Genomic DNA, 24,018 nt, shown 5'->3' on the forward strand with positions numbered 1-24,018 from the left:
GCGACGTTAATTAAGAAAATTGGCTAGGCCACACGGCCCAGACGTTTGGAACCCTGTTCGGTGTTCGTTGCTGGAAGGCCTCAAGCACAGGCCAGGGCCGAAAGCGCCTGAACTTCGGCCAGATGCGGACGCGAAACCGCATCGACCATGGCGAAGTAGGTCAAGGTTTGGCCACTCCTCCGCCTGCCAAGGTCAGCACGCCGAGCGCCGTTGCGCGCCAGTCGTACTGCGCCAACGCGTAACGAGCCATGGCGGCTCGCTCCTCGGAGGTGAGGGCAAGGCTGTCGATGGCATCGGCGCAACGCCTGGCCGACCCGTCGGGATCGGTGAGGTCGATGGCAACGCCACGCAGCCATTTGGCCGCGCCTGGGTCGGCACGGTTGCTCGGTTCGCCGCAGACGACAGGCAGCCCGCAGGCCATTGCCTCTTGAATAACGAGCGGAAAGCCCTCTCCGACGCTCGGCAACAGCAGGAAGTCAGCCCCCCGATAAAGGTCCGCCAGGGCCTGAGGGCTCTGGACACCAAGGTCGTGAACATTGGCAAGTCCCCATTTGCCGGGGTGGATCGGGCCGCTGCCGACCATCAAAAATGCGAGATCCTGGCGGAACGCAGCCAAGGCCCGCAGCACCGACAGTCCTTTCTTCTCGACGTAGCGACCAACGAAAAGAATGCGACGCGTACCCAGGAGGATCGAGATCGCCGCAGGGGCCTCCGGCACAGGCAGCGGGCCTGAAGCGGGATGAAAAATCGCACCGTCAACACCGTTGAACAGCAGTTGGAAGGGAATGCGCGCTGGCGTGCCCACAAGATCATGGCGCACGGTGTCGCTGATGAACACAACTGCGTCAGCGGCTCGGAGCATCGGGCGCGTGATGACGATGTTGGCTAGTGCCATCACGGAGCGGAGAATGCGCGAAGAAAAGGGGATGCCGGCGATATGCTGGATCAGCACCACGCGCTTGCGGAAAGCCTTCGACATCAGCAATGCCAGGATCGATGTCATGTACAGCGCATCGTGCACTACGACCGCATTGCTACGGTGCATTTCGCGGGCCAGCGCGCGAATCGCACGGACGCGCGCCAGCGGCATTGGCAGCCCAATGACCTTCTCGATTGGGTCGACGCAGGCAAGAGGGACCGCTTCAACGTCGCTTTCCGGCGGCTGATCGGCATCGCTGGCGGCCCAAACAGCCTGAACGCCCAGTTGCGTGAATTGTCGGCACAAATGCCCGGCCACACGCTCTATGCCGCCGCCGTGACCTTCATAGAAATGGCTGACGGTCAAAATGCGCATCGGACCGACCCATCAAGCGGGCTCGAAGCGCATTGTCACTTCGAGACGATTGGGAAACAGCAGTTCATGGATGCTTTTTCGATATTGCTTCGGCGCAGCGCGACGAGCAATGCGGTAGCCACTTTCGGTTGCTAACTTCCCCCATTCTGCCCGCTTCAAGTAGCGCGCCCAGATCATTCCGCCAAATGGGATATTGCCTATCGCATCCATTGCGGTGAGGCGCAGGTCGTCCAGCCTTCCGCAGCTTTCGTGATCCTTTATGTAAAGCGGACCATCAACCACGCGCCGAATTTCACGCAGCAAGTCCGTACGTGCTGTGACTGGAACGTGATGTACTACATTGTTGAGTGTCGCCGCATCAAAACTACGGTCCGCGAAAGGCAGGGTTTTGCCGTCATACTGCTTGGTCAGCACGCTCAGCGAAGGGCAGAAACGGTCAACCATGTCCACTGTCTGCACCTCATCCACCGGAAAGAGTTCGGCTATGGCTTGAGCGATCACCCCAGTGCCACCACCGACGTCGAGCAATTTGCAATGCTGCTTGTCCCACAGCTCGCGTAGACTATCGAGCATAACCGCCTGATAAGTCGGCGCCTTGTTTCGATAAAAGGCGAGGTGACGCGACAGGATGTCCTGCAGAAGCTTCGGATCGATCGGGCCCATTGCCGTGGCCAAGGTCATGGTCCCCCCGTCATCCAGCGGTTTGGCGTGGCGATAGCCCATCGACCAAGCAGGAAGTTCAGCGCCAGCATGCAGACCGAGGCAAGTGGCGAGGCGAACACCATCGGCAGGCCGGCCTGCTGATGCCAAAACCATATGGTGACAAATGCCAATGGTATGTTGGCGATCATTGCAATGACGTACCGTGCGAAGGTTATGGGAGCCAATGGTCGCCGAAAGGTGAATACGCTATGAAGCACATAGCCAGTGCCCGCCACGACGCAGAAGGACAACAGTACGGCCAGCCACAAACGTATCCCGACCCTGTCAGACAAGATGATGACCACGTTGTGCAGCGCGATGCAGATGCCGGCGATCACCATATAGGCGAAGGGCGCGCGCACGCTCATATCGCTGCCTTCCGAGCGCGGACCAAGAAAACGCAGGCATTGTCGTCGCGTATCTGGGCGGGCGTTAGACGATCTTCCAATTGAGCGCGCAGGTTCATCAACAGGGCAAGGAGCGACGCCAAAATTGCGCCTATGATCGGTAGGCGGCGAAGGAAGAAAGCAAAGCCCGTAAGGCGGATTAGCGTCGTGGTTGCCAAGGGCCCGGCAATCGCATGCACCTCTTCGACTTCGAGGCCGCGATCGGCAAGATCTACGACAAGTCCGGTGCGTGTCCAACGACGATGGTCCTCAGGGTGAGGGTGGTAGAGCCAGCTGCCGTGAGTAGACAACAACAGCACACCGTCATCGCGCAGCAATCTCCGAATCTCGGCGCAGTACGAGTCAAGGTCGCGCACGTGCTCCAGGACCTGTACTGAAAGCACTGCTCCAGCGATGCCATCTGCTAGTGGCACGCGGCCCTGCTCGTCAATTTTCAGGAAGCTGCCCTCGCCGATATCCGCGCCGCGATAGTCGATCTTCATTTCGAACATCATGTCAGCATAGGGCATGTCACCACAGCCGAGATCGACCATTAGTGTGCCCGGCCTAACATGCGCCCTCGCCTCTTTTCGCAACAGCCGAGCTAGCCCGCGCAAGACCAGCCAGTCCGTATCCCAAATCCGCGGAACCGCCCTGCTTCCCCTCATCCCACCAGCTTTCAATGCACCACCGACCTGCTGGCGCCGACTCTATCTTTTTTCCGTCGCGCTAGGCGCTCGATGTCGAAGCGCTCAGAACGCACGCCTATCGTCCAGATTATCAAGCAGCAACTTGAGAACGAAGCCGGACAGCACCATGGACATCCCGGCCACGCAGGCGGTGGTGATCACGAAGGTCAGGTGCACCGATTGCTCCATCGGGCCGCCTATGAAGATCCAATGCAGTGCCAGCAATACGTCCGCGACAAAGCCCGCCACCGCGAGCATGCCGCCGGAAAAGACCAGCCATTCCAGCGGGCGGCCGCGCATCAGCCAAGGCACGACCCGGCCGCCGTGGCCCGGGTGATAGATAGCGATCGCCACCTTGGCCAGCATACCGAAAAGGATGGCCGAAAGGCCAATCAGCGTCGCCATCGCGGAGAGCGCGACGAAGTGAATTCCGAAATACCACCCTCCGATCCGGACAGGTCCCGCCGCGAGGACCGCAAGACCAGCAATACCGGACACCAGCAAGGTCGCTCCCGGTATGAGATACATGGTGTTGGGTGCATGGGCCACGATCAGCCGCAGATGTCGCCAACCGTCGCGGAACGAACGCAGGTGAGGTGGGCGGCCGCGCTTGTCCGGATAGAGCTTGATTGGCACCTCGCGGATCACCAGGCCCGCGCGATGCGCGTTGATGACCATCTCCGAGGCGAATTCCATGCCAGGCGAGCGCGCGCCCATTTGGCGAAACGCATCGCGGGTGAATCCTCGCATGCCGCAATGAAAATCGTGTATCGGAGAATGATGAAGCCAGCGGGCAATTGTTGAAAGCGCAGGATTGCCAAGATACCGATGCAGAGGGGGCATGGCGCCGGGCTCGATACCGCCGGCGAAGCGATCGCCCATCACCAGTTCGGCACCACCCTCCAGCGCGTCGATGAAGTCGCCTAGGCTGCTCCAGTCGTAGGAATCGTCCGCATCCGCCATGACGAGGTACTTGCCTCGTGCAGCTTCAGCCGCCGCGCTGATCGCCGCGCCGTATCCCTTGACCCGCTGGTGCACGACACGCGCGCCGAGGGACTCGGCAATCTCCACCGACCGATCGGTCGACCCATTGTCCCCGACGACGACCTCGCCCTTAATGCCCCGCTTCGAAAAAACGTCAAGCGCCTTGCGGATGCAGATGCCGAGCGTGCGCTCTTCGTTCAGGCAAGGGATAATGGCCGACACGAGAGGGGCCCCTGCGTCATCGGCGTGCTGCCCATCGAGATCAGTTGCGACGATCGCGAGATTCGACTTGTCGACCATCGTGCCCGCTCCTGCCCAATCGTCAGCCTTGCTTACAGCTTGGGCCCCAACATTTCCGCAGCCCAGCTGCAAGATTAGCAAGAACAAGTTAGGCAAAGATATACAAAACCATACGTCGTTGAGCGAATGACGTGGTTTGGCCAGTACGGGTGATGGCGGCGGGGCTTGAACTGGTGGCCACGCCTCGCGCCAAAGCATTCCAGGAAAGGCGTGAGCCGGTTGCTGTTCGGAGTTGCGCGAAAACAAGTCGTTGGAACGCTTACACCAGTTCCACTTCGACGACACCCGGCACCGCGCGCATGGCCGACGCGACCTGCGGCGAGATGCGATAGCGGTTGGGGAGTTCGATCTCCACCTCGCCCTGGCCGGCTTCCTTGATCAGCACGAAGCTCACCTGACCCTCGCCCTTCACGGCAAGCTGGTTGGCAAGGACGTTGATCGGCTGAGCATCGCGCACGAAGATGCGCAGCGCCTTTTGGATGCGGCTTGCTTCGTCCTCCAGCGACTGCACCGTCTGGATGCGCAGATTGATCCCCTCCGGCCGGTCTTCGGCCGAGACGGTGATCACCACCGAACGGCCGGGCTCCAGCATGTCGCGATACTGCGCCAAGCCTTCGGAGAACAGCACCGCCTCGTATTGGCCGGTGGTGTCGGAAAACTGCACGACGCCCATCTTGTTGCCGGTGCGGGTCTTGCGCTCCTGCTTCGTGGTGACGGTGCCGGCGAGCCGGCCGGCCGCAGCGCCGCGTTTGACCGCGGCGGAGAATTCCGCCCAGTTCTGCACCCGCATCTTCTGCAGCGCGGCCTTGTATTCGTCGAGCGGATGCGCAGAGAGATAGAAGCCGACCACCTGGAACTCGCGGTGCAGCCGGTCGGCGGCAAGCCATGGCTCGGCCGCCGGCAGGTTGAGCGCCTGCGATTGCGCGCCGAGCGAGGCGCCGAAAATATCCGTCTGGCCCGAGATGGCGTTCTGCTGCGCCAGCGACGCGAGCCCCATCATCCGCTCCACGCCGGCCATCATCACGGCGCGGTCGTGCCCGAAGCAGTCCAAGGCCCCCGCCATGATCAGGCTTTCGAAGACGCGCTTGCCGACGATCTTCGGATCCACGCGCTCGCAGAAATCGGCAAGGCTCTTGAACGGCCTCTCACCGCGCTTCTCGACAATGTGCTCGACCGCCGCGTCGCCGACGCCTTTGAGCGCAGCCAGCGAGTAGAAGATCTTGTTCTCGCCGACCTCGAAGGGTCGGAAGCTGGTCATCACCGACGGCGCCACCACCTCGATGCCGAGGCGCAGCGCGTCCTGGCGGAAATCGGCCAGTTTGTCGGTGTTGCTCATGTCGAGCGTCATCGACGCCGCCAGGAACTCGACCGGGTAGTGCGCCTTGAGGTAGGCGGTCTGGTAGGAAACGACCGCATAAGCCGCGGCGTGCGACTTGTTGAAGCCGTAGTCGGCGAATTTCGCCAGCAGATCGAAGATGAAATGGGCCTGCGCCTTGCCGACGCCGCGCTCTACGGCGCCGGTGACGAAGCGCTCGCGCTGCTTGTCCATCTCGGCGCGGATCTTCTTGCCCATGGCGCGGCGCAGAAGATCGGCTTCGCCGAGCGAATAGCCGGCAAGCTCCTGTGCGATCTGCATCACCTGTTCCTGGTAGACGATGACGCCTTGAGTTTCCTTCACAAGGTGGTCGATCTTGGGGTGGATCGAGGCCATCTCCTCCTCGCCATGCTTTCTGGCGTTGTAGGTCGGGATGTTCTCCATCGGGCCTGGGCGATAGAGCGCGACCAGCGCGATGATGTCCTCGATGCAGTCCGGCCGCATGCCGATCAGCGCCTTGCGCATGCCTGCGCTTTCAACCTGGAACACGCCGACCACCTCGCCGCGCGACAGCATGGCGTAAGTCTCGGGGTCGTCGAGCGGGATGCGGGCAAGATCGATATCGACACCACGCCGCCGGATCAGTTTCACCGCCGTTTCCAGCACCGTCAGCGTCTTCAGGCCGAGGAAGTCGAATTTTACCAGCCCGGCCTGCTCGACATATTTCATGTTGAACTGGGTGACCGGCATGTCCGAGCGCGGATCGCGGTACATCGGCACCAATTCCGACAACGGTCGGTCGCCGATGACGATGCCGGCGGCATGCGTCGAGGCATGGCGGTAGAGGCCCTCGAGCTTCTGCGCGGTGTCGAGCAGCGTCTGCACGATCGGCTCCTTTTCCGCCTCCTCGGCGAAGCGCGGCTCGTTGGCGATGGCGTCCGCCAGCTTGACCGGGTTGGCCGGGTTCTGCGGCACCATCTTGGAGAGCTTGTCGACCTGGCCATACGGCATCTGCAGGACGCGGCCGACGTCGCGCAGCACCGCACGCGCCTGCAACGTTCCGAAGGTGATGATCTGCCCGACCTGGTCGCGGCCGTATTTCTGCTGGACGTACCGGATGACCTCCTCGCGCCGGTCCTGGCAAAAGTCGATGTCGAAGTCCGGCATCGAGACGCGGTCCGGGTTGAGGAAGCGCTCGAACAGCAGCGAGAAGCGCAGTGGGTCGATGTCGGTGATGGTGGTCGAATAGGCGACAAGCGAGCCGGCGCCCGAACCGCGCCCCGGTCCGACCGGGATGCCTTGCGCCTTCGCCCATTTGATGAAGTCGGCAACGATCAGGAAGTAGCCGGGGAACTTCATCTTCTCGATGATGCCGAGCTCGAATTCGAGCCGCTCGCGATATTGCTCGACCGTGTAGCCGGGCGTCGGTCCGTGCGCGGCAAGTCGCGCCTCCAGGCCCTCGCGCGCCTGGCGCGCGAGCTCGGCGGCTTCCGCCTTCTCGGCGGCGTCCTTGTCGGCGGAGTCGGCGCCGGTGAAACGCGGCAGGATCGGGCTGCGGTTCTTCGGATAATAGGAGCAGCGCATGGCGATCTCGACCGTGTTGTCGATCGCTTCCGGCAGGTCGGAGAACAGCCGCGCCACCTCGGCCTGGCCGCGCAGAAAATTGTCAGGCGAAAGCCGCCGGCGATTGTCTGCGGCCACCACCGAGCCTTCGGCGATCGCAATCAGCGCGTCATGCGCCTCATAGTCTTCACGCTTGGAGAAGAAGGCCTCGTTTGTGGCGACCAGCGGCAGTTCGTGGGTATAGGCAAGGTCGAGCGTCGACTTTTCGACCATGCGGTCATAGCCGGCGACCCGTTCCAGCTCGACATAGAGACGGTCGCCGAAAAGCTCTTTGAGGAACAGCAGCCGCTGTTCGGCAAGGTCGCGGCGGTCCGCCTTCAGCGCGCTGCCGATCGGGCCACGCGGGCCGCCGGTCAGGCATAGCAGGCCATCGCAATGGCTCTCCAGCATGGCGCTCGTCATGTGCACCGGCTCGCCGGGCGGCGTTTCCAGATAAACCTTGCTGATCAGCCGGACCAGATTGGCATAGCCGGCCTCGCTGGCGGCGATCAGCACGATCGGCGACATCTCGGGACCGTGCCGGCGGCGGTCGCGTTGGGCGTCGCTCGTTTCGCCGGAAAAGACGAGGTCGACCTGGCAGCCGATGATCGGCTGGACGCCGTCCTTGACCGCTTTCTGGGCGAATTCGAGCGCGCCGAACAGATTGTTGGTGTCGGTCACTGCGATCGCCGGCGCTTCATCCTTGACCGCGTGGCCGACGATGGCGCCGAGCTGCAGGGCGCCCTCGAGCAGCGAATAGGCTGAATGCACGCGCAGATGGATGAACCTCCGTGCAGGCGTCTCCGGCTGCGTGGCCTTCACGAGAGCTTCGCGCTGCAAAGGGTCGCGTGGAAGTCGTTCATCCGCCATGTTTTTTCGCGCTATCTCAAGGACTCATCCGTGCAGATGTATTGTCCCGGACGCCGCGATGCCAGTCCAGTACAATCGATCGCGAACCACAAGCTTGCGGCCTATGTCGCCCTGGCTCAGGCGAACTCCATGATCACAGCGTCGACCGCCAGGCTGTCGCCCGGTTTGGCGTTTAGCTTCGCCACGGTGAGGTCGCGCTCCGCGCGCAGCACGTTCTCCATCTTCATCGCCTCGACCACGGCCAGCGTCTCGCCGGCCTTGACTTCTTGGCCCTCGGCGACGGCGATCGACACCACCAGTCCTGGCATCGGGCAAAGCAGCATTTTCGAGGTATCCGGCGGCAGCTTTTCCGGCATCAACCTTTCCAGCTCCGCCGTCCGCGGCAGCATGGCTTGAGCCGTCACCGACATGCCCTTCCAGGCGATACAAAGGCCGTTCAGCACCGGCCGGACCTGCGCCGCGATCCGGTTGCCGCCGACCCTGCCGCGCCAGATCGCGTCGCCCGGCCGCCAGTCGGAAGCGACCGTCAGCGGCTCGCTGCCATCGATCGACAGATCGATCTCCATCGGGATCGAGACCATGCCGTCGAGGATGCCGGCGCAAAGATAGTCCGAGCCGATCTTCACCACCCAGTCGCGCTTGAGATGGCCCGAATGCGGTGCCAACCGGCCGCTGAGCCGGTCGAGCCGGTCCCGTCGCAGCAGCTCGATTGCGGTGGCGATCGCGGCAAACACCGCCATCTCCTCACCGTCCGGTTCGACCGGCGCGAAACCGTCCGGATACTCCTCGGCGATAAAGCCGGTGGAAAGCCGCCCCTCGCGCCAGCGCGGATGCTGCATCAGCGCAGCGAGGAACGGAATGTTGTGCTCTATGCCGTCGACGACAAAACCGTCCAGTGCTTCGGACATGGCATCGATAGCCTCGAGCCGCGTCGGCGCCCAGGTGCAGAGCTTTGCCACCATCGGGTCGTAGAACATCGATATCTCGGCGCCTTCGGCAACGCCGGTGTCGTTGCGGATCACCACATCGCCGAACGTGCCCTCTTGCGGCGGCCGGTAGCGCGTCAGCCGGCCGATCGAGGGCAGGAAATTGCGAAACGGGTCCTCGGCATAGAGACGGCTTTCCACCGCCCAGCCGTTCAGCTTGACCTCGCTTTGCCTGATGCCGAGCTTTTCGCCGGCGGCGATGCGGATCATCTGCTCGACCAGATCGATGCCGGTGACGAGCTCCGTCACCGGATGCTCGACCTGTAGTCGCGTGTTCATTTCAAGGAAATAGAAGTTCCTGTCCTTGTCGACGATGAACTCGACCGTGCCGGCGCTCTGGTAATCGACGGCTTTCGCCAGCGCCACAGCCTGCTCGCCCATGGCCTTGCGCGTCTTGGCGTCGAGGAACGGCGACGGCGCCTCCTCGACCACCTTCTGGTTGCGGCGCTGGATCGAGCATTCGCGCTCACCCAGATAGAGCGCATTGCCATGCGCGTCGGCCAGCACCTGGATCTCGATATGGCGCGGGTCAACGACGAATTTCTCGATGAAGACGCGGTCATCGCCGAAGGAGCTTTTCGCTTCCGAACGCGCGCGCTCGAAGCCGTCGCGCACTTCCGCGCTGCTCCAGGCGATGCGCATGCCCTTGCCGCCGCCGCCGGCCGAGGCCTTGATCATCACCGGATAGCCGATCTCGCCGGCAATCCTTTCGGCGTGGTCGGCATTTTCGATGACGCCCAGCCAGCCGGGCACGGTCGAAACCTTGGCCTGGCTCGCGAACTTCTTCGATTCGATCTTGTCGCCCATTGCGCGGATCGCCTTGGGCTTCGGTCCGATGAAGATGATGCCTTCCTTTTCCAGCGCTTCGCAGAAAGAGGCGCGTTCCGACAGGAAGCCATAACCCGGGTGCACCGCTTTGGCGCCGGTTTCCTTGCAGGCGGCGATGATCTTCTCAGGCACTAGATAGCTCTGCGCCGCCGGCGACGGGCCGATATGCACGGCCTCGTCGGCCATTTCGACATGCACGGCGTCGCGGTCGGCATCCGAATAAACCGCGACCGTGGCGATCCCCATCTTGCGCGCCGTCTTGATCACGCGGCAGGCGATCTCGCCGCGATTGGCGATCAGGATCTTCTTGAACATTCGGATGTCGTTCCTCCGGCGAAGCCGTCCAGTTCTATGGACAATCCCGACGCGCCTCAAGTGTCTGCAGCCCCTGCCCTTCGGCGCTCGATGCTTTTGCAGAAGCGGCGTCGAAAAACGTCGCAACAGACGTTGGCCGCCACCTTCGAACCCGGTAAGGTGGTGGCGAGCGCAAGAAAATGGCAGGCGGTATTCGCCTCGCCGGGCAGGCTCGACGGCCTGCCATAAAGCTGAGACTTTTAAGATTGCCTTGGGAGGAATGCCTCATGAAAACGCGTGCCGCAGTTGCCGTTGGTGCCGGAAAGCCGCTGGAGATCATGGAGGTGGATCTTGAGGGGCCGCGCGAGGGCGAGGTGCTGGTCGAGGTCAAGGCGACCGGCATCTGCCACACCGACGAGTTCACGCTCTCGGGCGCCGATCCGGAAGGCATCTTTCCGGCGATCCTCGGCCATGAAGGCGCCGGCATCGTCGTCGATGTCGGCAAGGGCGTCACCTCGGTCAGGAAGGGCGACCATGTCATCCCGCTCTACACGCCCGAATGCCGGCAGTGCCCGTCCTGTCTCTCGCGCAAGACCAATCTGTGCACCGCCATCCGCGCCACGCAGGGCCAAGGCCTGATGCCCGACGGCACCTCGCGCTTTTCGGTCGGCGGCGAGAAGCTGTTCCACTATATGGGCTGCTCGACCTTCTCCAACTTCACCGTGCTGCCGGAGATCGCGGTCGCCAAGGTCAATCCCGACGCCCCCTTCGACAAGATCTGCTATATCGGCTGCGGCGTGACCACCGGCATCGGCGCTGTCATCAACACCGCCAAGGTCGAGCAGGGCGCTACGGCCGTCGTCTTCGGCCTCGGCGGCATTGGCCTCAACGTCATCCAGGGCCTTCGCCTGGCCGGCGCCGACATGATCATCGGCGTCGACTTGAACAACGACAAGAAGGCCTGGGGCGAGAAGTTCGGCATGACGCATTTCGTCAATCCGCAGGAGATCGACGGCGACATCGTGCCTTACCTGGTCAACCTGACCAAGCGCGGCGCCGACCAGATCGGCGGCGCCGACTACACTTTCGACTGCACCGGCAACACCAAGGTGATGCGCCAGGCGCTGGAAGCCTCGCATCGCGGCTGGGGCAAGTCGGTCATCATTGGCGTTGCCGGCGCCGGCCAGGAGATTGCGACGCGGCCCTTCCAACTGGTCACCGGCCGCACCTGGATGGGCACCGCCTTCGGCGGCGCGCGCGGCCGCACCGACGTGCCGAAGATCGTCGACTGGTACATGGAGAAAAAGATCCAGATCGATCCGATGATCACCCATACGCTGACGGTCGACGACATCAACAAGGGTTTTGACCTCATGCATGAGGGCAAGTCGATCCGCAGCGTCGTGGTTTACTGAAGCAATGCCGCATCGGTCGTGGGCTGGAGCCCGCAACCTTTGCGGCTCAACATGGGAGGAAGGACGAATGGCGGAAAAATTGCATCCGAAGATCGACAACGGGCTGCCGAAGGAAAGTGCTGCCTTTTCCGGCGGCACGCTGGTCTGTCTCTGCACCAGCAACCCGGTGAAGGTGAAGGTCAAGGGCCAGATCGCCCACAACCATGCCTGCGGCTGCACCAAATGCTGGAAGCCGGAAGGCGCGGTGTTCTCGGTCGTGGCCGTTGCCGGCACCGGCGACGTCACTGTGGCCGAGAATGGCGACAAGCTGAAGGTGGTCGACCCGGCAGCGCTGATCCAGCGCCATGCCTGCACCAGCTGCGGCGTGCACATGTACGGCCCGGTCGAGCGCGACCATCCCTTCAAGGGTCTGTCCTTCATCCATCCCGAGCGTTTCGAGGAGGACGGCTGGTCGCCGCCCGGCTTTGCCGCCTTTGTCTCCTCCATCATCGAAGCCGGCGTCGACCCGAGCCGCATGGACGGCATCCGCGGCCAGCTGAAGTCGATCGGGCTCGAACCCTATGACTGCCTCAACCCCGCCCTGATGGACTACATCGCCACCTGGACGGCGAAGAAGTCGGGAGCCTTGGCGGCCTGACGATTGCGGGATTTCTGGTAAAGGGCCGGCCAACGCCGGCCCTTTGCACATTTGGAGAGACGATGCCAGCACCCATCATCTATGTCGATGCCGATGCCTGTCCGGTGAAGGCCGAGGTCGAGAAGGTGGCGGAGCGGCACGGCGTCGTGGTTACCTATGTCTCCAATGGCGGCCTGCGCCCGTCGCGCGATCCGATGATCCGCAATGTCGTAGTCTCCAAGGGCGCGGACGCTGCGGACGACTGGATCGTCGAGAACGCCAAACTCAACGATGTCGTAGTGACGGCCGATATCCCGCTTGCCGCGCGCACGGTGGCGCTCGGCGCGCATGTGCTGGGACCCACGGGCCGTCCCCTCACGCCCGAGACCATCGGCATGGCGGTGGCGATGCGGGATTTGAAGCAGCATCTGCGCGAGACCGGCGAAAGCCGCGGCTTGAACGCCGCCTTCACGGCGAAGGACAGGTCAAACTTTCTCGGCGAGCTCGACCGCATCTTGCGGCGGGCGCTCAAATCCGCCACACCCGGCTGACCCGAAGCCCTTTGAGAACCGGCCATGGGCGACGACATATCCCTCAACACGCCGATCCACCGGCACGTGCAGTTCGCTTTGGCTGCGGCCATCGGCATTGTCGCGCTGCTTCTCGCCCTGATGCTGGGGGCGCCGCTGCCCTACTCCATCGGCGCCAACCTCTTCTTCGCCGCTTACACTCTTCTGGTGCTGGTCGCGATGCCGAGGCTCACCGTCAGTTACCTGAGCAAGAACGCGCGTGCCACGGACCTGCCGGTGCTGCTGATTTTTGCGGTCACGCTCCTGGTCGTCGGCCTCGCCATCGGCTCGCTGTTTCAACTCATCAACCAAAAGGCTGCCGCGCATCCGCTGGAGGTTCTGTTCGCGATGCTGTCGATCCCGCTTGGCTGGTTCACAATCCATGCCATGGCGGCGCTGCATTATGCGCATGTCTACTGGATGGACGGCGACGAGATCGACGAGAAAACCAGGAAGAAGAATCCGGTCGGCGGCCTCGATTTTCCCGGCGGCAAACGCCCGGAAGGCTGGGATTTCCTGTATTTCGCGACCGTCATCGGCATGACTGCGCAAACCGCCGACACTGGGATCACGACCTCGCGCATGCGCCAGGTCGTGCTCGTCCATTCGATCCTGAGCTTTTTCTTCAACACGGTGATCGTCGCCGCCGCGGTCAATCTCGCGGTCAGCCTGGGCAGTCCATAATAAATCCGTGATCGGATGAAACAACGCTTGGGCCGGAGACGTATTGGGAGGAGAACAAGGCTCTGAGAGGCCGCAGACGAGCGAGCCGGGAGGACACCAAGATATGGAGACCGTCGCCAGAAGCGAACCCTCCGCCGAGGTGGAAGCATCCGCGCCGAAGGACCCGACGCTGATTTACCGGCAATCGCGCTGGACGCGCCTGACCCATTGGCTCTGGGCGTTCTCGCTGTTCTTCATGCTGCTTTCGGGCCTGCAGATCTTCAACGCGCGCCCGCAACTCTACATCGGCAAGGAATCGGGCTTCCAATACAACAATACGATCCTCGAGATCGGCGCCGAAAACACAGACGGCGGACCGCGCGGCTTTACCAAAATCTTCGGGCATCGCTTCGACACCACCGGCGTGCTCGGCTGGTCCGGCCCTCCCGGACAGGAAACGCCGCGCGCCTTTCCGTCCTGGGCGACGATCCCGTCCTACTACGACCTCGGCACGGCCCGCGTCGTGCATTTCTTCTTCGCCTGGGTGCTGAGCGCAACCCTGCTCATTTGGCTGGTCGCGAGCCTGATCAACGGCCATATCCGCCGCGATCTTGCCCCTCGCCTGGATGACTTGCGCAAGCTGCCGCGCGACATCCTCGACCATGCGAGGCTGAAATTCCACCATGCCCGCGAGTACAACACGCTGCAGAAAATGGCCTATGGCGGCGTGCTCTTCGTGCTGTTGCCGCTGATGATCATCACCGGGCTTGCGATGTCGCCGAGCATGAACTCGGTGCTTCCCTGGCTCAATGAAATCCTGGGCGGTCGGCAGACGGCTCGCACCATCCACTTCATTGTCATGGTGTTGCTCGTGCTCTTCTTCGTCGTCCATATGCTGATGATCGTGGCTGCCGGTCCGATCAACGAGCTGCGCTCAATCATCACCGGCTGGTATCGCACCGACCCGCCCGCAAAGCACGACCAGGCAACCGAGAGGAGCGCCTGACATGGCAAAATTCCAGATTAGCCGCCGGAAGTTCTTGACCTCCGCCAGCCTCGGTCTGTCAGGCATCGCGCTGTCCGGCTGCGATGCCTTCGACAGCGGTCTGGGCGTCGGCAGCGGGCTGCGCAGCTTCCTCGAAAACGCCAACGGGCTGACATACCGCGCGCAGCGCCTGCTTGCCGGCCGGGACGCGCTGGCACCGGAATTCAGCGAGGCCGACATCCGCCAGCCGCAGCGGCCGAACGGCGTCACCGCGCCTGACGACGACACCTATAAGGGTCTTCTCGCCAACAATTTCGCCGACTGGCGCCTGGAGGTGACCGGCCTCGTCGAAAAACCGCTGTCGCTCACCCGCGAGCAGTTGCAGAACATGCCGAGCCGCACCCAGATCACCCGCCACGACTGCGTTGAAGGCTGGAGCTGCATCGCCAAATGGACCGGCACGCCGCTCGCGCTGGTGCTCGATCAGGCCATCGTCAAGCCGCAGGCGAGCTACGTCATGTTCCATTGCCTCGACACGATCGACCAAAGCCTGTCTGGCGACATCAAATATTACGGCAGCATCGACCTGATCGATGCCCGCCATCCGCAAACGATCCTGGCCTACGGCTTGAACGGCAAGCCGCTGCCGGTCGAGAACGGCGCGCCGCTGCGGGTGCGGGTCGAGCGCCAGCTCGGCTACAAGATGCCGAAATATCTCTACAAGATCGAGCTGGTCGACGGCTTCGCCAATGTCGGCGGCGGTCGCGGCGGCTATTGGGAAGACAATGGCTACGACTGGTATGCCGGTATTTGATGGCGCTTCGCCTGCAGGCCGAGCACGATCTTGCGTCAGCCGAGTTCAACGCGATTGAGAAAAGCCTCACGGCGACAATCGGCCATTCCAACATCATCCTTTGCAAGACGATGGCCTCGGGCGACTAGGCCGCCTTGCTGGGCCGCCGTTCAGACCGGATCGGGTGTTGTCATCGGCGTCGGCTGCCGAGAGATATGTCGCTGGGAGGTGACAAGGTGTCGCCGACGGGCTATGGATGGCGCGTCGAGGGCTCAGGTGACTGAGTCCTACCTGTTTGCGGGAGAGAACAGCGCAAGCTGTCGCCGAAGGGGAAATCGCCCGAAATCTCTCAGGCAAAAGAACCGTGGACGGGAAAGACAACTCTGGAAAGTCGGGAATCTTCCCGCGCCGAAGGTGTAAGCGCTGCCGACAGAGTTACGGGGCGCGAGTCTCTCAGGCTTCAGACAGAGGGGCACGGACTAGACCGCTAATGGCGGTCGATTGCGTGCAACTCTGGAGAAGACATGACCGGCGAAGACACCAAACATCTACCCCTCGAGGATTTGCATAGCGCCGCGGGCGCGCGTTTCGGCGCTTTTGCCGGCTGGTCGATGCCGCTGACCTATCCGGCCGGCGTGATGAAGGAGCACCTTCACACGCGCGAGCATGCCGGCCTGTTCGACATCTCGCATATGAAGCTGTTCGAGGTCGGCGGCCCGGGCGCCGCCGCCCTACTCAACCGCGCCTGCCCGCTCGACGCCGGCGCGCTGGAAATTGCCCAATCCAAATATACCTTCTTCCTCAACGAGGCCGCCGGCGTCATCGACGACTTGATCGTCACGCGTCTTGACGATGGCCGATTCATGGTGGTGGCCAACGCCGGCAATGCGGCCGAGGATGAAAGGCATCTGCGTGCGTTGGCCGCGGATTTCGATGCCAAGGTCGAGCCGCTCGACCGCGTCTTCCTGGCGATCCAGGGTCCGGATGCCTGGGCGGCCCTTTCGCGAGCCGGTATCGAAACGGGCTCGCTGCTGTTCATGCATGGTGTCGAGCCCCGGCAAAACTGGTTCATGAGCCGCTCCGGCTACACCGGCGAGGATGGATTCGAGATCGGGCTGCCGGAAGCGGATGCCCGCGATCTCGTCGGCAAGCTGCTGCAGGATGAGCGCGTGCAATGGATCGGCCTTGCCGCCCGCGATAGCCTGCGGCTCGAGGCCGGGCTCTGCCTGCATGGCCAGGATCTGACACCCGAGATCGATCCGGCGAGCGGCGGTTTGATGTGGGCGATCCCTAAGGAGCTCCGCGCTTCCGGTCACTTCATCGGCGCCGACGCGCTGCGCTCGATCCTCGAGCGCGGGCCGTCTCAGAAGCGGGTTGGCCTGAAGCCCGATGGTCGTCAGCCGGTGCGCGCCGGCGCCGCGCTTGTCGATGCCGACGGCAATGCGGCCGGCCACGTGACCTCGGGCGGCTTCGGCCCGTCGACGGGCCACCCGGTCGCCATGGGCTATGTCGACAATGCGCTGGCCAAGCCCGGCATCAGACTATTCGCCGACGTCCGCGGGACCAGGATCCCGATCGATGTCACTTCGCTGCCCTTCACGCCACATCGCTACCGCAAAGGATGATATTCCGATGGCAAATACCTATTTTACTGAGGATCATGAATGGCTGCGCGTCGAAGGCGGCGTCGCCACCGTCGGCATCACCGACTATGCGCAGGAGCAGCTCGGCGATCTCGTCTTCGTCGAACTGCCGGAAATCGGCCGCAAGCTCGCGAAGGGCGACACTGCAGTAGTCGTCGAATCCGTCAAGGCGGCCTCTGACGTCTATGCGCCGGTCGACGGCGAGATCACCGAAGCCAACACAGCACTGTCGTCGGACCCTTCATTGGTCAATTCGGCGGCGACCGGCGATGGCTGGCTCTGGAAGATGAAGCTTTCCAACGCAAGCCAACTCGACAGCCTCATGGACGAGGCCGCCTACAAAGCCCATATCGGCTGATACCAGGATCTTGGAAATGACCGCAGCACCCATTCCTTTCTCGGCCCGTCACATCGGCCCCAGTGTCAACGATGTCAGGGCCATGCTCGCCACCATCGGCGTTCCGTCCGTCGAAACGCTGATCAGCCAGGCCGTGCCGAGATCGATCCGCCTCGACCTGCCGCTCAACCTGCCCACTCCGGCCAGCGAGGCCGAAGCACTGGCCGAATTGTCGGCGATGATGGTGAAGAACACGGTGCTGAAGAGCTTCATCGGCGCCGGTTATCACGGCGTCCATGTGCCGCCGGTCATCCAGCGCAACATGTTCGAGAACCCGGCCTGGTACACGGCCTACACGCCTTACCAAGCCGAGATCAGTCAGGGCCGGCTGGAGATGCTGTTCAATTTCCAGACCCTGGTTGCCGAGCTGACCGGCCTGCCGGTGGCGTCGGCATCGCTGCTCGACGAGGCCACCGCCGTTGCCGAAGCGGTCGGCATCGCACTGCGCCATCACCGCGACAAGCGCACCAAGGTGGCGCTTGCCGGCACGCCGCATCCGCAGACGCTCGATGTCGTGCGCACCCGCGCCGAACCGCTCGGCACCGAGGTCGACGGCGAGACCATCGACGACAACACCGCCGCCCTGCTCGTCTCCTGGCCGGACACTTTCGGCGTCTATGGCGACCACAAGGCGGCGATCGAGAAGGCCCGCGCCGCTGGCGCTCTGGTCGTCTTCATCGCCGACCCGCTCGCGCTTACGTTGACGGATGCGCCGGCCAAGCTCGGTGCCGACATCGCCGTCGGTCCGATGCAGCGCTTCGGCGTGCCGATGGGCTTTGGCGGCCCGCACGCGGCCTATTGCGCCGTCTCCGACAAGCTCACCCGTCTAATGCCCGGCCGCCTCGTCGGCCAGTCGACCGACAGCAAGGGCCGCCCGGGCTATCGCCTGGCGCTGCAGACGCGCGAGCAGCACATCCGCCGCGACAAGGCGACCTCCAATATCTGCACCGCGCAGGCGCTGCTCGCCAACATGGCGACGGCCTATGCGATCTGGCACGGTCCCGCCGGTTTGCAAGCGATCGCGGAGCGCGTCCACACTCTCGCCAACCGCCTTGCGGTGGGGCTGAAGACAGCGGGCGTGGCCGTTCTCGGAGCACATCGCTTCGACACTGTGACGGCGGAAGTGAAGGGCAAGGCAGCGGCAATAGCCGCCGCCGCCGAGAAGACTGGCCGGCTGCTGCGCGTCATCGATGCCGACCACGTCGGCATCGCCTTCGACGAGACCTCGACCGAAGCCGACCTCGAAGCGATCGCGGCGCTATTCGGCGCCAAGCCCGGCACGGTGGCAGCCGGCTCGATGCCCGGTAAGCGGCGCGGCAAGGAGTTCCTCACCCAGCCGGTTTTCCACGAGAACCACTCCGAGACCGAGATGATGCGCTTCCTGCGGCGGCTGGCCGACAAGGACCTCGCGCTGGACCGCGCCATGATCCCGCTCGGATCCTGCACCATGAAGCTCAACGCCGCCGCCGAGATGATGCCCGTGAGTTGGGTGAATGTCGCCAACCTGCATCCCTTCGCGCCGGCCAGCCATTCGGCCGGCTATCGGGCCATGGTCGGCGACCTGGAGGCTTGGCTGTCGGAGATCACCGGTTTCGACGCGGTCAGCCTGCAGCCCAATGCCGGCAGCCAGGGCGAATATGCCGGCCTGCTCGCCATCCGCGCCTATCACCGCGCGCGCGGCGAAGGCCACCGCACCGTGTGCCTTATCCCGTCCTCCGCGCATGGCACCAATCCGGCGAGCGCGGCGATGGCGGGAATGAGTGTCGTCGTCGTGCGCTGCGCCGAGGACGGCAGCATCGACATGGATGACATGCGGGCCAAGGCCAACGAGCATTCCAAGAACCTCGCGGCGCTGATGTTCACCTATCCCTCGACGCATGGCGTCTACGAGGAAGGCGCGCGCCATCTCTGCGCCCTCATCCACGAGCATGGCGGCCAGGTCTATTTCGACGGCGCCAACCTCAACGCCCTAGTCGGTCTCGCCCGCCCCGGCGATATCGGCGCCGACGTCTGCCACATGAACCTGCACAAGACCTTCTGCATCCCGCATGGCGGCGGTGGGCCGGGCGTCGGCCCGATCGGCGTCAGGGCGCATCTGAAACCCTATCTGCCGGGCCATGTCACGGAAGGTTCGGCGCATGCCGTCGCCGCCGCGCCCTTCGGCAGCGCTTCGATCCTGCCGATCACCTGGATGTATATCCGCATGATGGGCGGCTCCGGGCTGAAGCAGGCCACCGAGACGGCGATCGTTTCGGCCAACTATGTGGCGACGCGGCTCGCGCCGCATTTCCCCCTCCTCTACAAGGGCAGGAGCGATCGCATCGCCCATGAGTGCATTCTCGACACGCGCGTGCTCAAGGAGAGCGCCGGCATCAGCGTCGACGACATCGCCAAGCGCCTCATTGACTACGGCTTCCACGCCCCGACCATGTCGTTCCCGGTTGCCGGCACGCTGATGGTCGAGCCAACGGAATCCGAACCCAAGCGCGAACTCGACCGATTCTGCGAGGCGATGATTGCGATCGCCGGCGAGGCGGCGAAGGTGGCGAAGGGCGAATGGCCGCTCGACGACAACCCGCTGGTCAACGCCCCGCACACTGCCGCCGAGGCATTGGCAGGCGCATGGCCGCATCCATACTCGCGGATGGAAGCAGCCTACCCAGCGGGTGACGTCGATCTGGCAGCAAAATACTGGCCGCCGGTTTCGCGCATCGACAATGTCGCCGGCGACCGCAACCTGGTCTGCTCCTGCCCGCCGCTGTCGGAATATCTCGGCGCCGCAGAGTAGACGGTAGGGCAAGTTAGGCCGAGCGCAGGGCTGGCCCGCTATCGGGCTGGTCCTCCTGGCGTTGGGCGATCACGCGGTTTCGCCCGGCGCGCTTTGCGGCGTAGAGCGCGGCGTCCGCCTCAGCCAGCACCTCGTCTAGGGTCCGGCCATCGGGGGCGCCAAATCCCATGCCGCCGCTGACGCTGCTGCGCAACGGACCACGTTGAGTCGGAACGATTTCGGTGCCGAAAGCGACCCCGATCCTGCTTGCCATATCGTGCGCCTTTTCCGGCGTCATGCGCGATAGGACGAGCGCGAACTCCTCACCGCCTAGCCGGAAGGCATCGACCCCGGCCCTGCCATATTTCTTGATGACCGCCGCGAAGCGGCAAAGCACCTGATCGCCGACGGGATGGCCGAAGACATCGTTTGTGGTCTTGAAATGGTCGAGGTCGAACATCGCGATCGCCATGAACGGACCGAAGCTGCGACCGCCGTAAAGCTCGTTGAGCGCCCTGCGGTTCATCAGGCCGGTCAGCGGATCGGTCATCGTCGCGGCCTTGAGCTCGATCTGCGCCTGCAGATGGTGCAGCGAAAGCGTCAGCGCGCCGAAGCCGGTCATGCAGGCGACCGCGACGACGGAGTTCAACCGCTCCGCCCAGTTGTCGGGCGCGGCGCCTAGGACCCATTGCCCTTGCACCAGCAGCACCAGGCCGCACAGCGCGAAGGATATCCCGCAGGCGCCGCTGAGAAACGAAACGACGAGCAGTATCCGGCGGTCGTGATCGCCCTTCATCCAGAACATCGTTCCGATCGCGCCGAGCAGCGCCGTCACCGTCGAATAGGTGATCAGAAAGCCGACGCCATCGAAGCCGAAATAGGTGACGAGGGCGCAAGCCGCCATCGCTGCCAGCGCCGGCACGATGGCGCGGCGATAACTGTGGATGCCGAGATACTGCATCGCCGACAAACAGATGACGAGGAACCCCAGGCTGAGCAGGGCAAGCACCATCTGGCAGAGCCACGGGTTGGCGTCCTTGGTATAGCGCCAGAACAGGACGACATGGGCAACGAGCACGAGTATGCCGCAGGCGACCGTAAGCACGAAACGCGCCTGCGGCGCGGTGAGCCAGATCGCGAGCATCGTGACGCTGAGGCATGTGCCCGACAGCGCCGCCGCGAGCAGGAGCGAGCTGAAATCCAACATCTCTGAAGATCTGCCGTTGGGGAGACTCGTTGCTTCCTCAATGTAGGTTGTAGAGGCGTGGCGCAAACCCTTTTCGGCCGGTGTCCGCTGCTCGCTCGACAAAGGGTTTACAAAGCGTCGACATGTCCGCTGAAACTACGGCCCGGTTCCGCGGCGGGACGAGCCGGAAGCGGATCAGCTCTTGTCGAGCAGCGCTAGGTTGGCGTTGACCACGGTCTGGTCGGCGAGACCGGCCTTGGCTTCGAGCAGCAGCGCCCTTGCCTTCTTCTTGTTGCCGCGCAGGAGCTGCGAATAGCCCATATTGTTGACGATCTGCGGCTTGCGCCCGGCAACCCTCAGCAATTGCGTATAGGCGCGGTCGGCGAAGTCGAAGCGGCCGAGCTCGTCATAGGAGGCGGCAAGCCCCATCCAGGCTTCGGCATTGTCTGCCTTGAGCTCCACCGCTTTGCGGAAATGCTGTTCTGCAAGACCGAAATTCGCCTCCCGGAATTGCGCCTTGCCCTCCGTCAGGTCGGCGGCGCTGATATCCTTGGCCGTCGCCTGGATTGCGGTGGTCTTGGTCGTGTCGACGCTGCTGTTCGTAGTACAGCCGGTGATCATCAAGACGGCCGCCAATACCGCCGCTGCCGTGGAAAGTCTGTGACGCATGCCCTGCCCCGTCGCCCGATTTGCCGGGTCGTTCTTCAGCAAGGACCATACAGGAGAGCGATTAAGCTTCGGTGCCGAAATGCGCCTAAATTTCAGTTGCTTGCAAAGGATGCGTTAACCAGCACCGCCGGCCTCAGTGCGACGTCAGCCTTACCACGATCGGGATGATGGCGACCATCAGCACCACCGGCAGGATGCACACCGTCACCGGCACCGACATCTTGGCCGGCAAGGCATGTGCCTTTTCCTCGGCCAGCGACATGCGCTTGTGGCGCATTTCGTCGGAAAAGACACGCAGCGCTCCCGACAGGCTGGTGCCGAGCTCCTTGGACTGCTGCAGGAGCGTCGCGAAGGAGCGCACCTCGTCGAGGCTGAGGCGATCGGCGAGCGCTTTCAGCGCATCGTCGAGGCTGCGGCCGGCCCTCAGCTCCAGCGACACAAGCTGCAGGTTTTGGCTGAGCGACGGATAGGTCCTGGCGAGTTCCTTCGAGACCCGCTCGATGCCGGCCTCCATGCTCATGCCCGCGTCGGAGCAGACGATCATCAAATCCATGAAGTCGGGAAAGCCATTGCGGTATTCGCGCATCTTTTCCCGCACCTTCTGCGTCAGCACCAGGCCGGGCAGGAAATAGCCGGCCGCTCCCGACAGGATGATGAAGGTCCAGCGGCTGGTCACGGTCGATTCGGCGCTGGCCGCCCAATGGTTGACCAGGAACGCCCCAAGCGCCATTCCGACCAGCGCGGCAAAACGGATCAGGAAGAACGTACCGACGGCGCGCGGCTCCATGTAACCGGCCTGGATGAGCTTCATGCGCAGTCGCGCGACATTCTCCGGATCGCTCTTGGCATAGAATTCCTGCGCCCGCCTCACCGCCTTCTCGCGCACGGCGTTCGCGTTCTTCCTGGGTGCCGGCTCGGGCTGCTCGATCGGCTGCGCCGCCTCGACCTTCAGCCGGCGCTTGACCTCGTTGCGGTCGCCCTGCGCGACGACCAGCGGCCAGGCCACCGCGCCGCCGCCCATCACCAGCAGCAGCACAGCCACCGGCATCAGCGATGTCGGCGCTAGCGAGGCAAGGAAGCGGATGACCTCGTCCATTTCAGAACCTGAAATTCGACATCTTGAACATGATGGCATTGCCGAGCAGGAGCCACAGGATCGAGCCGCCCAGCATGTACCAGGTCTTCGGTATCCCCCACACCTCGCGATAGAATTGCGGCATCAGCACCATGATGGCGGTGAACAGAAGCACCGGCACGGCGGTCAGGATATAGGCCGACATGCGGCCTTCGGTCGAAATGGCGCGCACCTTGCGCCGCAGCTTGCCGCGCTCGCGGATGGTCGACGACAGGCCGTCGAGGATCTCGCGCAGATTGCCGCCGGAGCTGCTCTGGATCGAGACTGCGGTGACGAACAGCGGCAGGTCCTCATGGCCGACGCGATCGAACAGGTTGTTGAGCGCTGAAACCAGGTCCGAGCCATAAGTCACTTCGTCGGCCACGACGCCGAACTCGGTGCCGATCGGATCGGCCATCTCGCGCGCCACCATCGCGATCGCCACCGGCACCGGGTGGCCGGCCTTGAGGCCGCGCGTGATCAGCTCCAGCGCTTCCGGCAATTGCATGCCGAAGCGCTTAAGCCGGCGCTTGCGCAGAAAACGCATCGCCATAACCGGCAAGACCGGCACCAGCACAGGAAGCAGGACCAGCCCGAACAGCAAAGGCAGGCCGTACCAGACGGCGAAAAGCGCCAGAGTGAACGCTGTCCCCGACGTGATCGTGAGGAATTTGGGCATCGGCATGATCATGCCGGACTGCGTGCGCAAGGCGCGAAAGCGATCGAAGGAAAGGAGGGGCGTGCCCTCTTCCATGCCGCGCTCCTTGCGCAGCTGGATCAGCACCTGCTCCTGGCTGATCTTGTTCTCCGCCAGCTTCATGCGGCGATTGATCGCCGTGCGCTTGTCGCTGCGGCCGGCATAGAGCAGGTAGCAGCCTTCGGCGATCATGATGCCGGTGAGCGCCGCCGCCGCGTAGACGGCATAGATCGGGCTGAATCCCTCGAGCACCG

21 protein-coding genes and 1 riboswitch are annotated in these 24,018 nt (G+C 63.4%); of the genes, 10 read left to right on the top strand and 11 right to left on the bottom strand.

Annotated features, from left to right (window positions below; all coding sequences use genetic code 11):
- Positions 1–160: 160 nt before the first annotated feature.
- From P9230_RS02050 to P9230_RS02080, 7 genes are all read right to left on the bottom strand, one after another.
- Positions 161–1,294, bottom strand: coding sequence for a glycosyltransferase family 4 protein (locus P9230_RS02050; RefSeq protein WP_127240812.1), 1,134 nt, complete (start codon positions 1,292–1,294; stop codon positions 161–163).
- 12 nt (positions 1,295–1,306) lie between these two features.
- Positions 1,307–1,975 carry a class I SAM-dependent methyltransferase gene (locus tag P9230_RS02055; RefSeq protein WP_067000248.1) on the bottom strand — a complete coding sequence of 223 codons (669 nt, stop codon included), beginning with the start codon at positions 1,973–1,975 and terminating at the stop codon, positions 1,307–1,309.
- Positions 1,972–2,364 (bottom strand): GtrA family protein, encoded by a 393-nt coding sequence (locus P9230_RS02060; protein WP_278117220.1) that lies wholly within the window; start codon positions 2,362–2,364, stop codon positions 1,972–1,974. Before P9230_RS02060 ends, P9230_RS02055 begins: the two co-directional genes overlap by 4 nt.
- Entirely contained in the window at positions 2,361–2,936 is a 576-nt protein-coding gene (locus P9230_RS02065; protein ID WP_197504263.1) for a methyltransferase domain-containing protein, read from the bottom strand. Before P9230_RS02065 ends, P9230_RS02060 begins: the two co-directional genes overlap by 4 nt.
- Positions 2,937–3,134: 198 nt before the next feature.
- Positions 3,135–4,355 carry a glycosyltransferase family 2 protein gene (locus tag P9230_RS02070; RefSeq protein ID WP_127240809.1) on the bottom strand — a complete coding sequence of 407 codons (1,221 nt, stop codon included), beginning with the start codon at positions 4,353–4,355 and terminating at the stop codon, positions 3,135–3,137.
- Between the two features lie 259 nt (positions 4,356–4,614).
- Positions 4,615–8,142 carry a DNA polymerase III subunit alpha gene (dnaE, locus tag P9230_RS02075; RefSeq protein ID WP_278117222.1) on the bottom strand — a complete coding sequence of 1,176 codons (3,528 nt, stop codon included), beginning with the start codon at positions 8,140–8,142 and terminating at the stop codon, positions 4,615–4,617.
- 116 nt (positions 8,143–8,258) lie between these two features.
- A complete protein-coding gene (locus tag P9230_RS02080) occupies positions 8,259–10,271 on the bottom strand; it encodes an acetyl/propionyl/methylcrotonyl-CoA carboxylase subunit alpha (protein ID WP_278117224.1) in 2,013 nt (670 codons plus the stop codon).
- A 266-nt stretch (positions 10,272–10,537) separates the two neighbouring features.
- Here P9230_RS02080 and P9230_RS02085 point away from each other — a divergent pair, with 266 nt between their 5' ends.
- The 10 genes from P9230_RS02085 (at position 10,538) to gcvP (ending at position 20,119) form a co-directional block, all read left to right on the top strand.
- Positions 10,538–11,665 (top strand): S-(hydroxymethyl)glutathione dehydrogenase/class III alcohol dehydrogenase, encoded by a 1,128-nt coding sequence (locus tag P9230_RS02085; RefSeq protein ID WP_278117226.1) that lies wholly within the window; start codon positions 10,538–10,540, stop codon positions 11,663–11,665.
- A gap of 67 nt (positions 11,666–11,732) precedes the next feature.
- The gene (gene gfa, locus P9230_RS02090) at positions 11,733–12,302 is read left to right on the top strand and encodes an S-(hydroxymethyl)glutathione synthase (protein WP_067000227.1); all 570 of its coding nucleotides are present in this window, start codon (positions 11,733–11,735) and stop codon (positions 12,300–12,302) included.
- Positions 12,303–12,364: 62 nt separating this feature from the next.
- The gene (locus tag P9230_RS02095; RefSeq protein ID WP_127217010.1) at positions 12,365–12,832 is read left to right on the top strand and encodes a YaiI/YqxD family protein; all 468 of its coding nucleotides are present in this window, start codon (positions 12,365–12,367) and stop codon (positions 12,830–12,832) included.
- Positions 12,833–12,856: 24 nt separating this feature from the next.
- Positions 12,857–13,534, top strand: coding sequence for a DUF1345 domain-containing protein (locus tag P9230_RS02100; protein ID WP_278117228.1), 678 nt, complete (start codon positions 12,857–12,859; stop codon positions 13,532–13,534).
- A gap of 103 nt (positions 13,535–13,637) precedes the next feature.
- Entirely contained in the window at positions 13,638–14,519 is an 882-nt protein-coding gene (locus P9230_RS02105) for a cytochrome b/b6 domain-containing protein (RefSeq protein ID WP_278054130.1), read from the top strand.
- A 1-nt stretch (position 14,520) separates the two neighbouring features.
- Positions 14,521–15,312 (top strand): molybdopterin-binding protein, encoded by a 792-nt coding sequence (locus tag P9230_RS02110; RefSeq protein ID WP_278117230.1) that lies wholly within the window; start codon positions 14,521–14,523, stop codon positions 15,310–15,312.
- Positions 15,312–15,440, top strand: coding sequence for a hypothetical protein (locus P9230_RS02115; protein WP_259979720.1), 129 nt, complete (start codon positions 15,312–15,314; stop codon positions 15,438–15,440). The genes P9230_RS02110 and P9230_RS02115 overlap by 1 nt, the downstream gene beginning before the upstream one ends.
- Before the next feature lie 139 nt (positions 15,441–15,579).
- Positions 15,580–15,666, top strand: a riboswitch (glycine riboswitch).
- A gap of 149 nt (positions 15,667–15,815) precedes the next feature.
- Positions 15,816–16,916, top strand: coding sequence for a glycine cleavage system aminomethyltransferase GcvT (gene gcvT / locus P9230_RS02120; RefSeq protein WP_127248603.1), 1,101 nt, complete (start codon positions 15,816–15,818; stop codon positions 16,914–16,916).
- Positions 16,917–16,923: 7 nt separating this feature from the next.
- On the top strand, positions 16,924–17,292 hold the full coding sequence (gene gcvH, locus P9230_RS02125) for a glycine cleavage system protein GcvH (RefSeq protein ID WP_067000208.1): 369 nt from the start codon (positions 16,924–16,926) through the stop codon (positions 17,290–17,292).
- A 16-nt stretch (positions 17,293–17,308) separates the two neighbouring features.
- On the top strand, positions 17,309–20,119 hold the full coding sequence (gcvP, locus tag P9230_RS02130; RefSeq protein WP_278117231.1) for an aminomethyl-transferring glycine dehydrogenase: 2,811 nt from the start codon (positions 17,309–17,311) through the stop codon (positions 20,117–20,119).
- Positions 20,120–20,132: 13 nt separating this feature from the next.
- Here the strand turns inward: gcvP and P9230_RS02135 are convergent, their stop codons facing one another.
- From P9230_RS02135 to P9230_RS02150, 4 genes are all read right to left on the bottom strand, one after another.
- Entirely contained in the window at positions 20,133–21,305 is a 1,173-nt protein-coding gene (locus P9230_RS02135; protein ID WP_278117232.1) for a GGDEF domain-containing protein, read from the bottom strand.
- Positions 21,306–21,479: 174 nt separating this feature from the next.
- Positions 21,480–21,953 carry a hypothetical protein gene (locus tag P9230_RS02140; RefSeq protein ID WP_127216322.1) on the bottom strand — a complete coding sequence of 158 codons (474 nt, stop codon included), beginning with the start codon at positions 21,951–21,953 and terminating at the stop codon, positions 21,480–21,482.
- 133 nt (positions 21,954–22,086) lie between these two features.
- Entirely contained in the window at positions 22,087–23,049 is a 963-nt protein-coding gene (locus P9230_RS02145) for a type II secretion system F family protein (RefSeq protein WP_095829898.1), read from the bottom strand.
- A gap of 1 nt (position 23,050) precedes the next feature.
- Positions 23,051–24,016: a type II secretion system F family protein gene (locus P9230_RS02150; protein ID WP_095802175.1), complete on the bottom strand. Its 966-nt coding sequence runs from the start codon at positions 24,014–24,016 to the stop codon at positions 23,051–23,053.
- Positions 24,017–24,018 lie beyond the last annotated feature (2 nt).

It is taken from the genome of Mesorhizobium sp. WSM4887 (genome assembly GCF_029625865.1).
Lineage (GTDB): Bacteria > Pseudomonadota > Alphaproteobacteria > Rhizobiales > Rhizobiaceae > Mesorhizobium.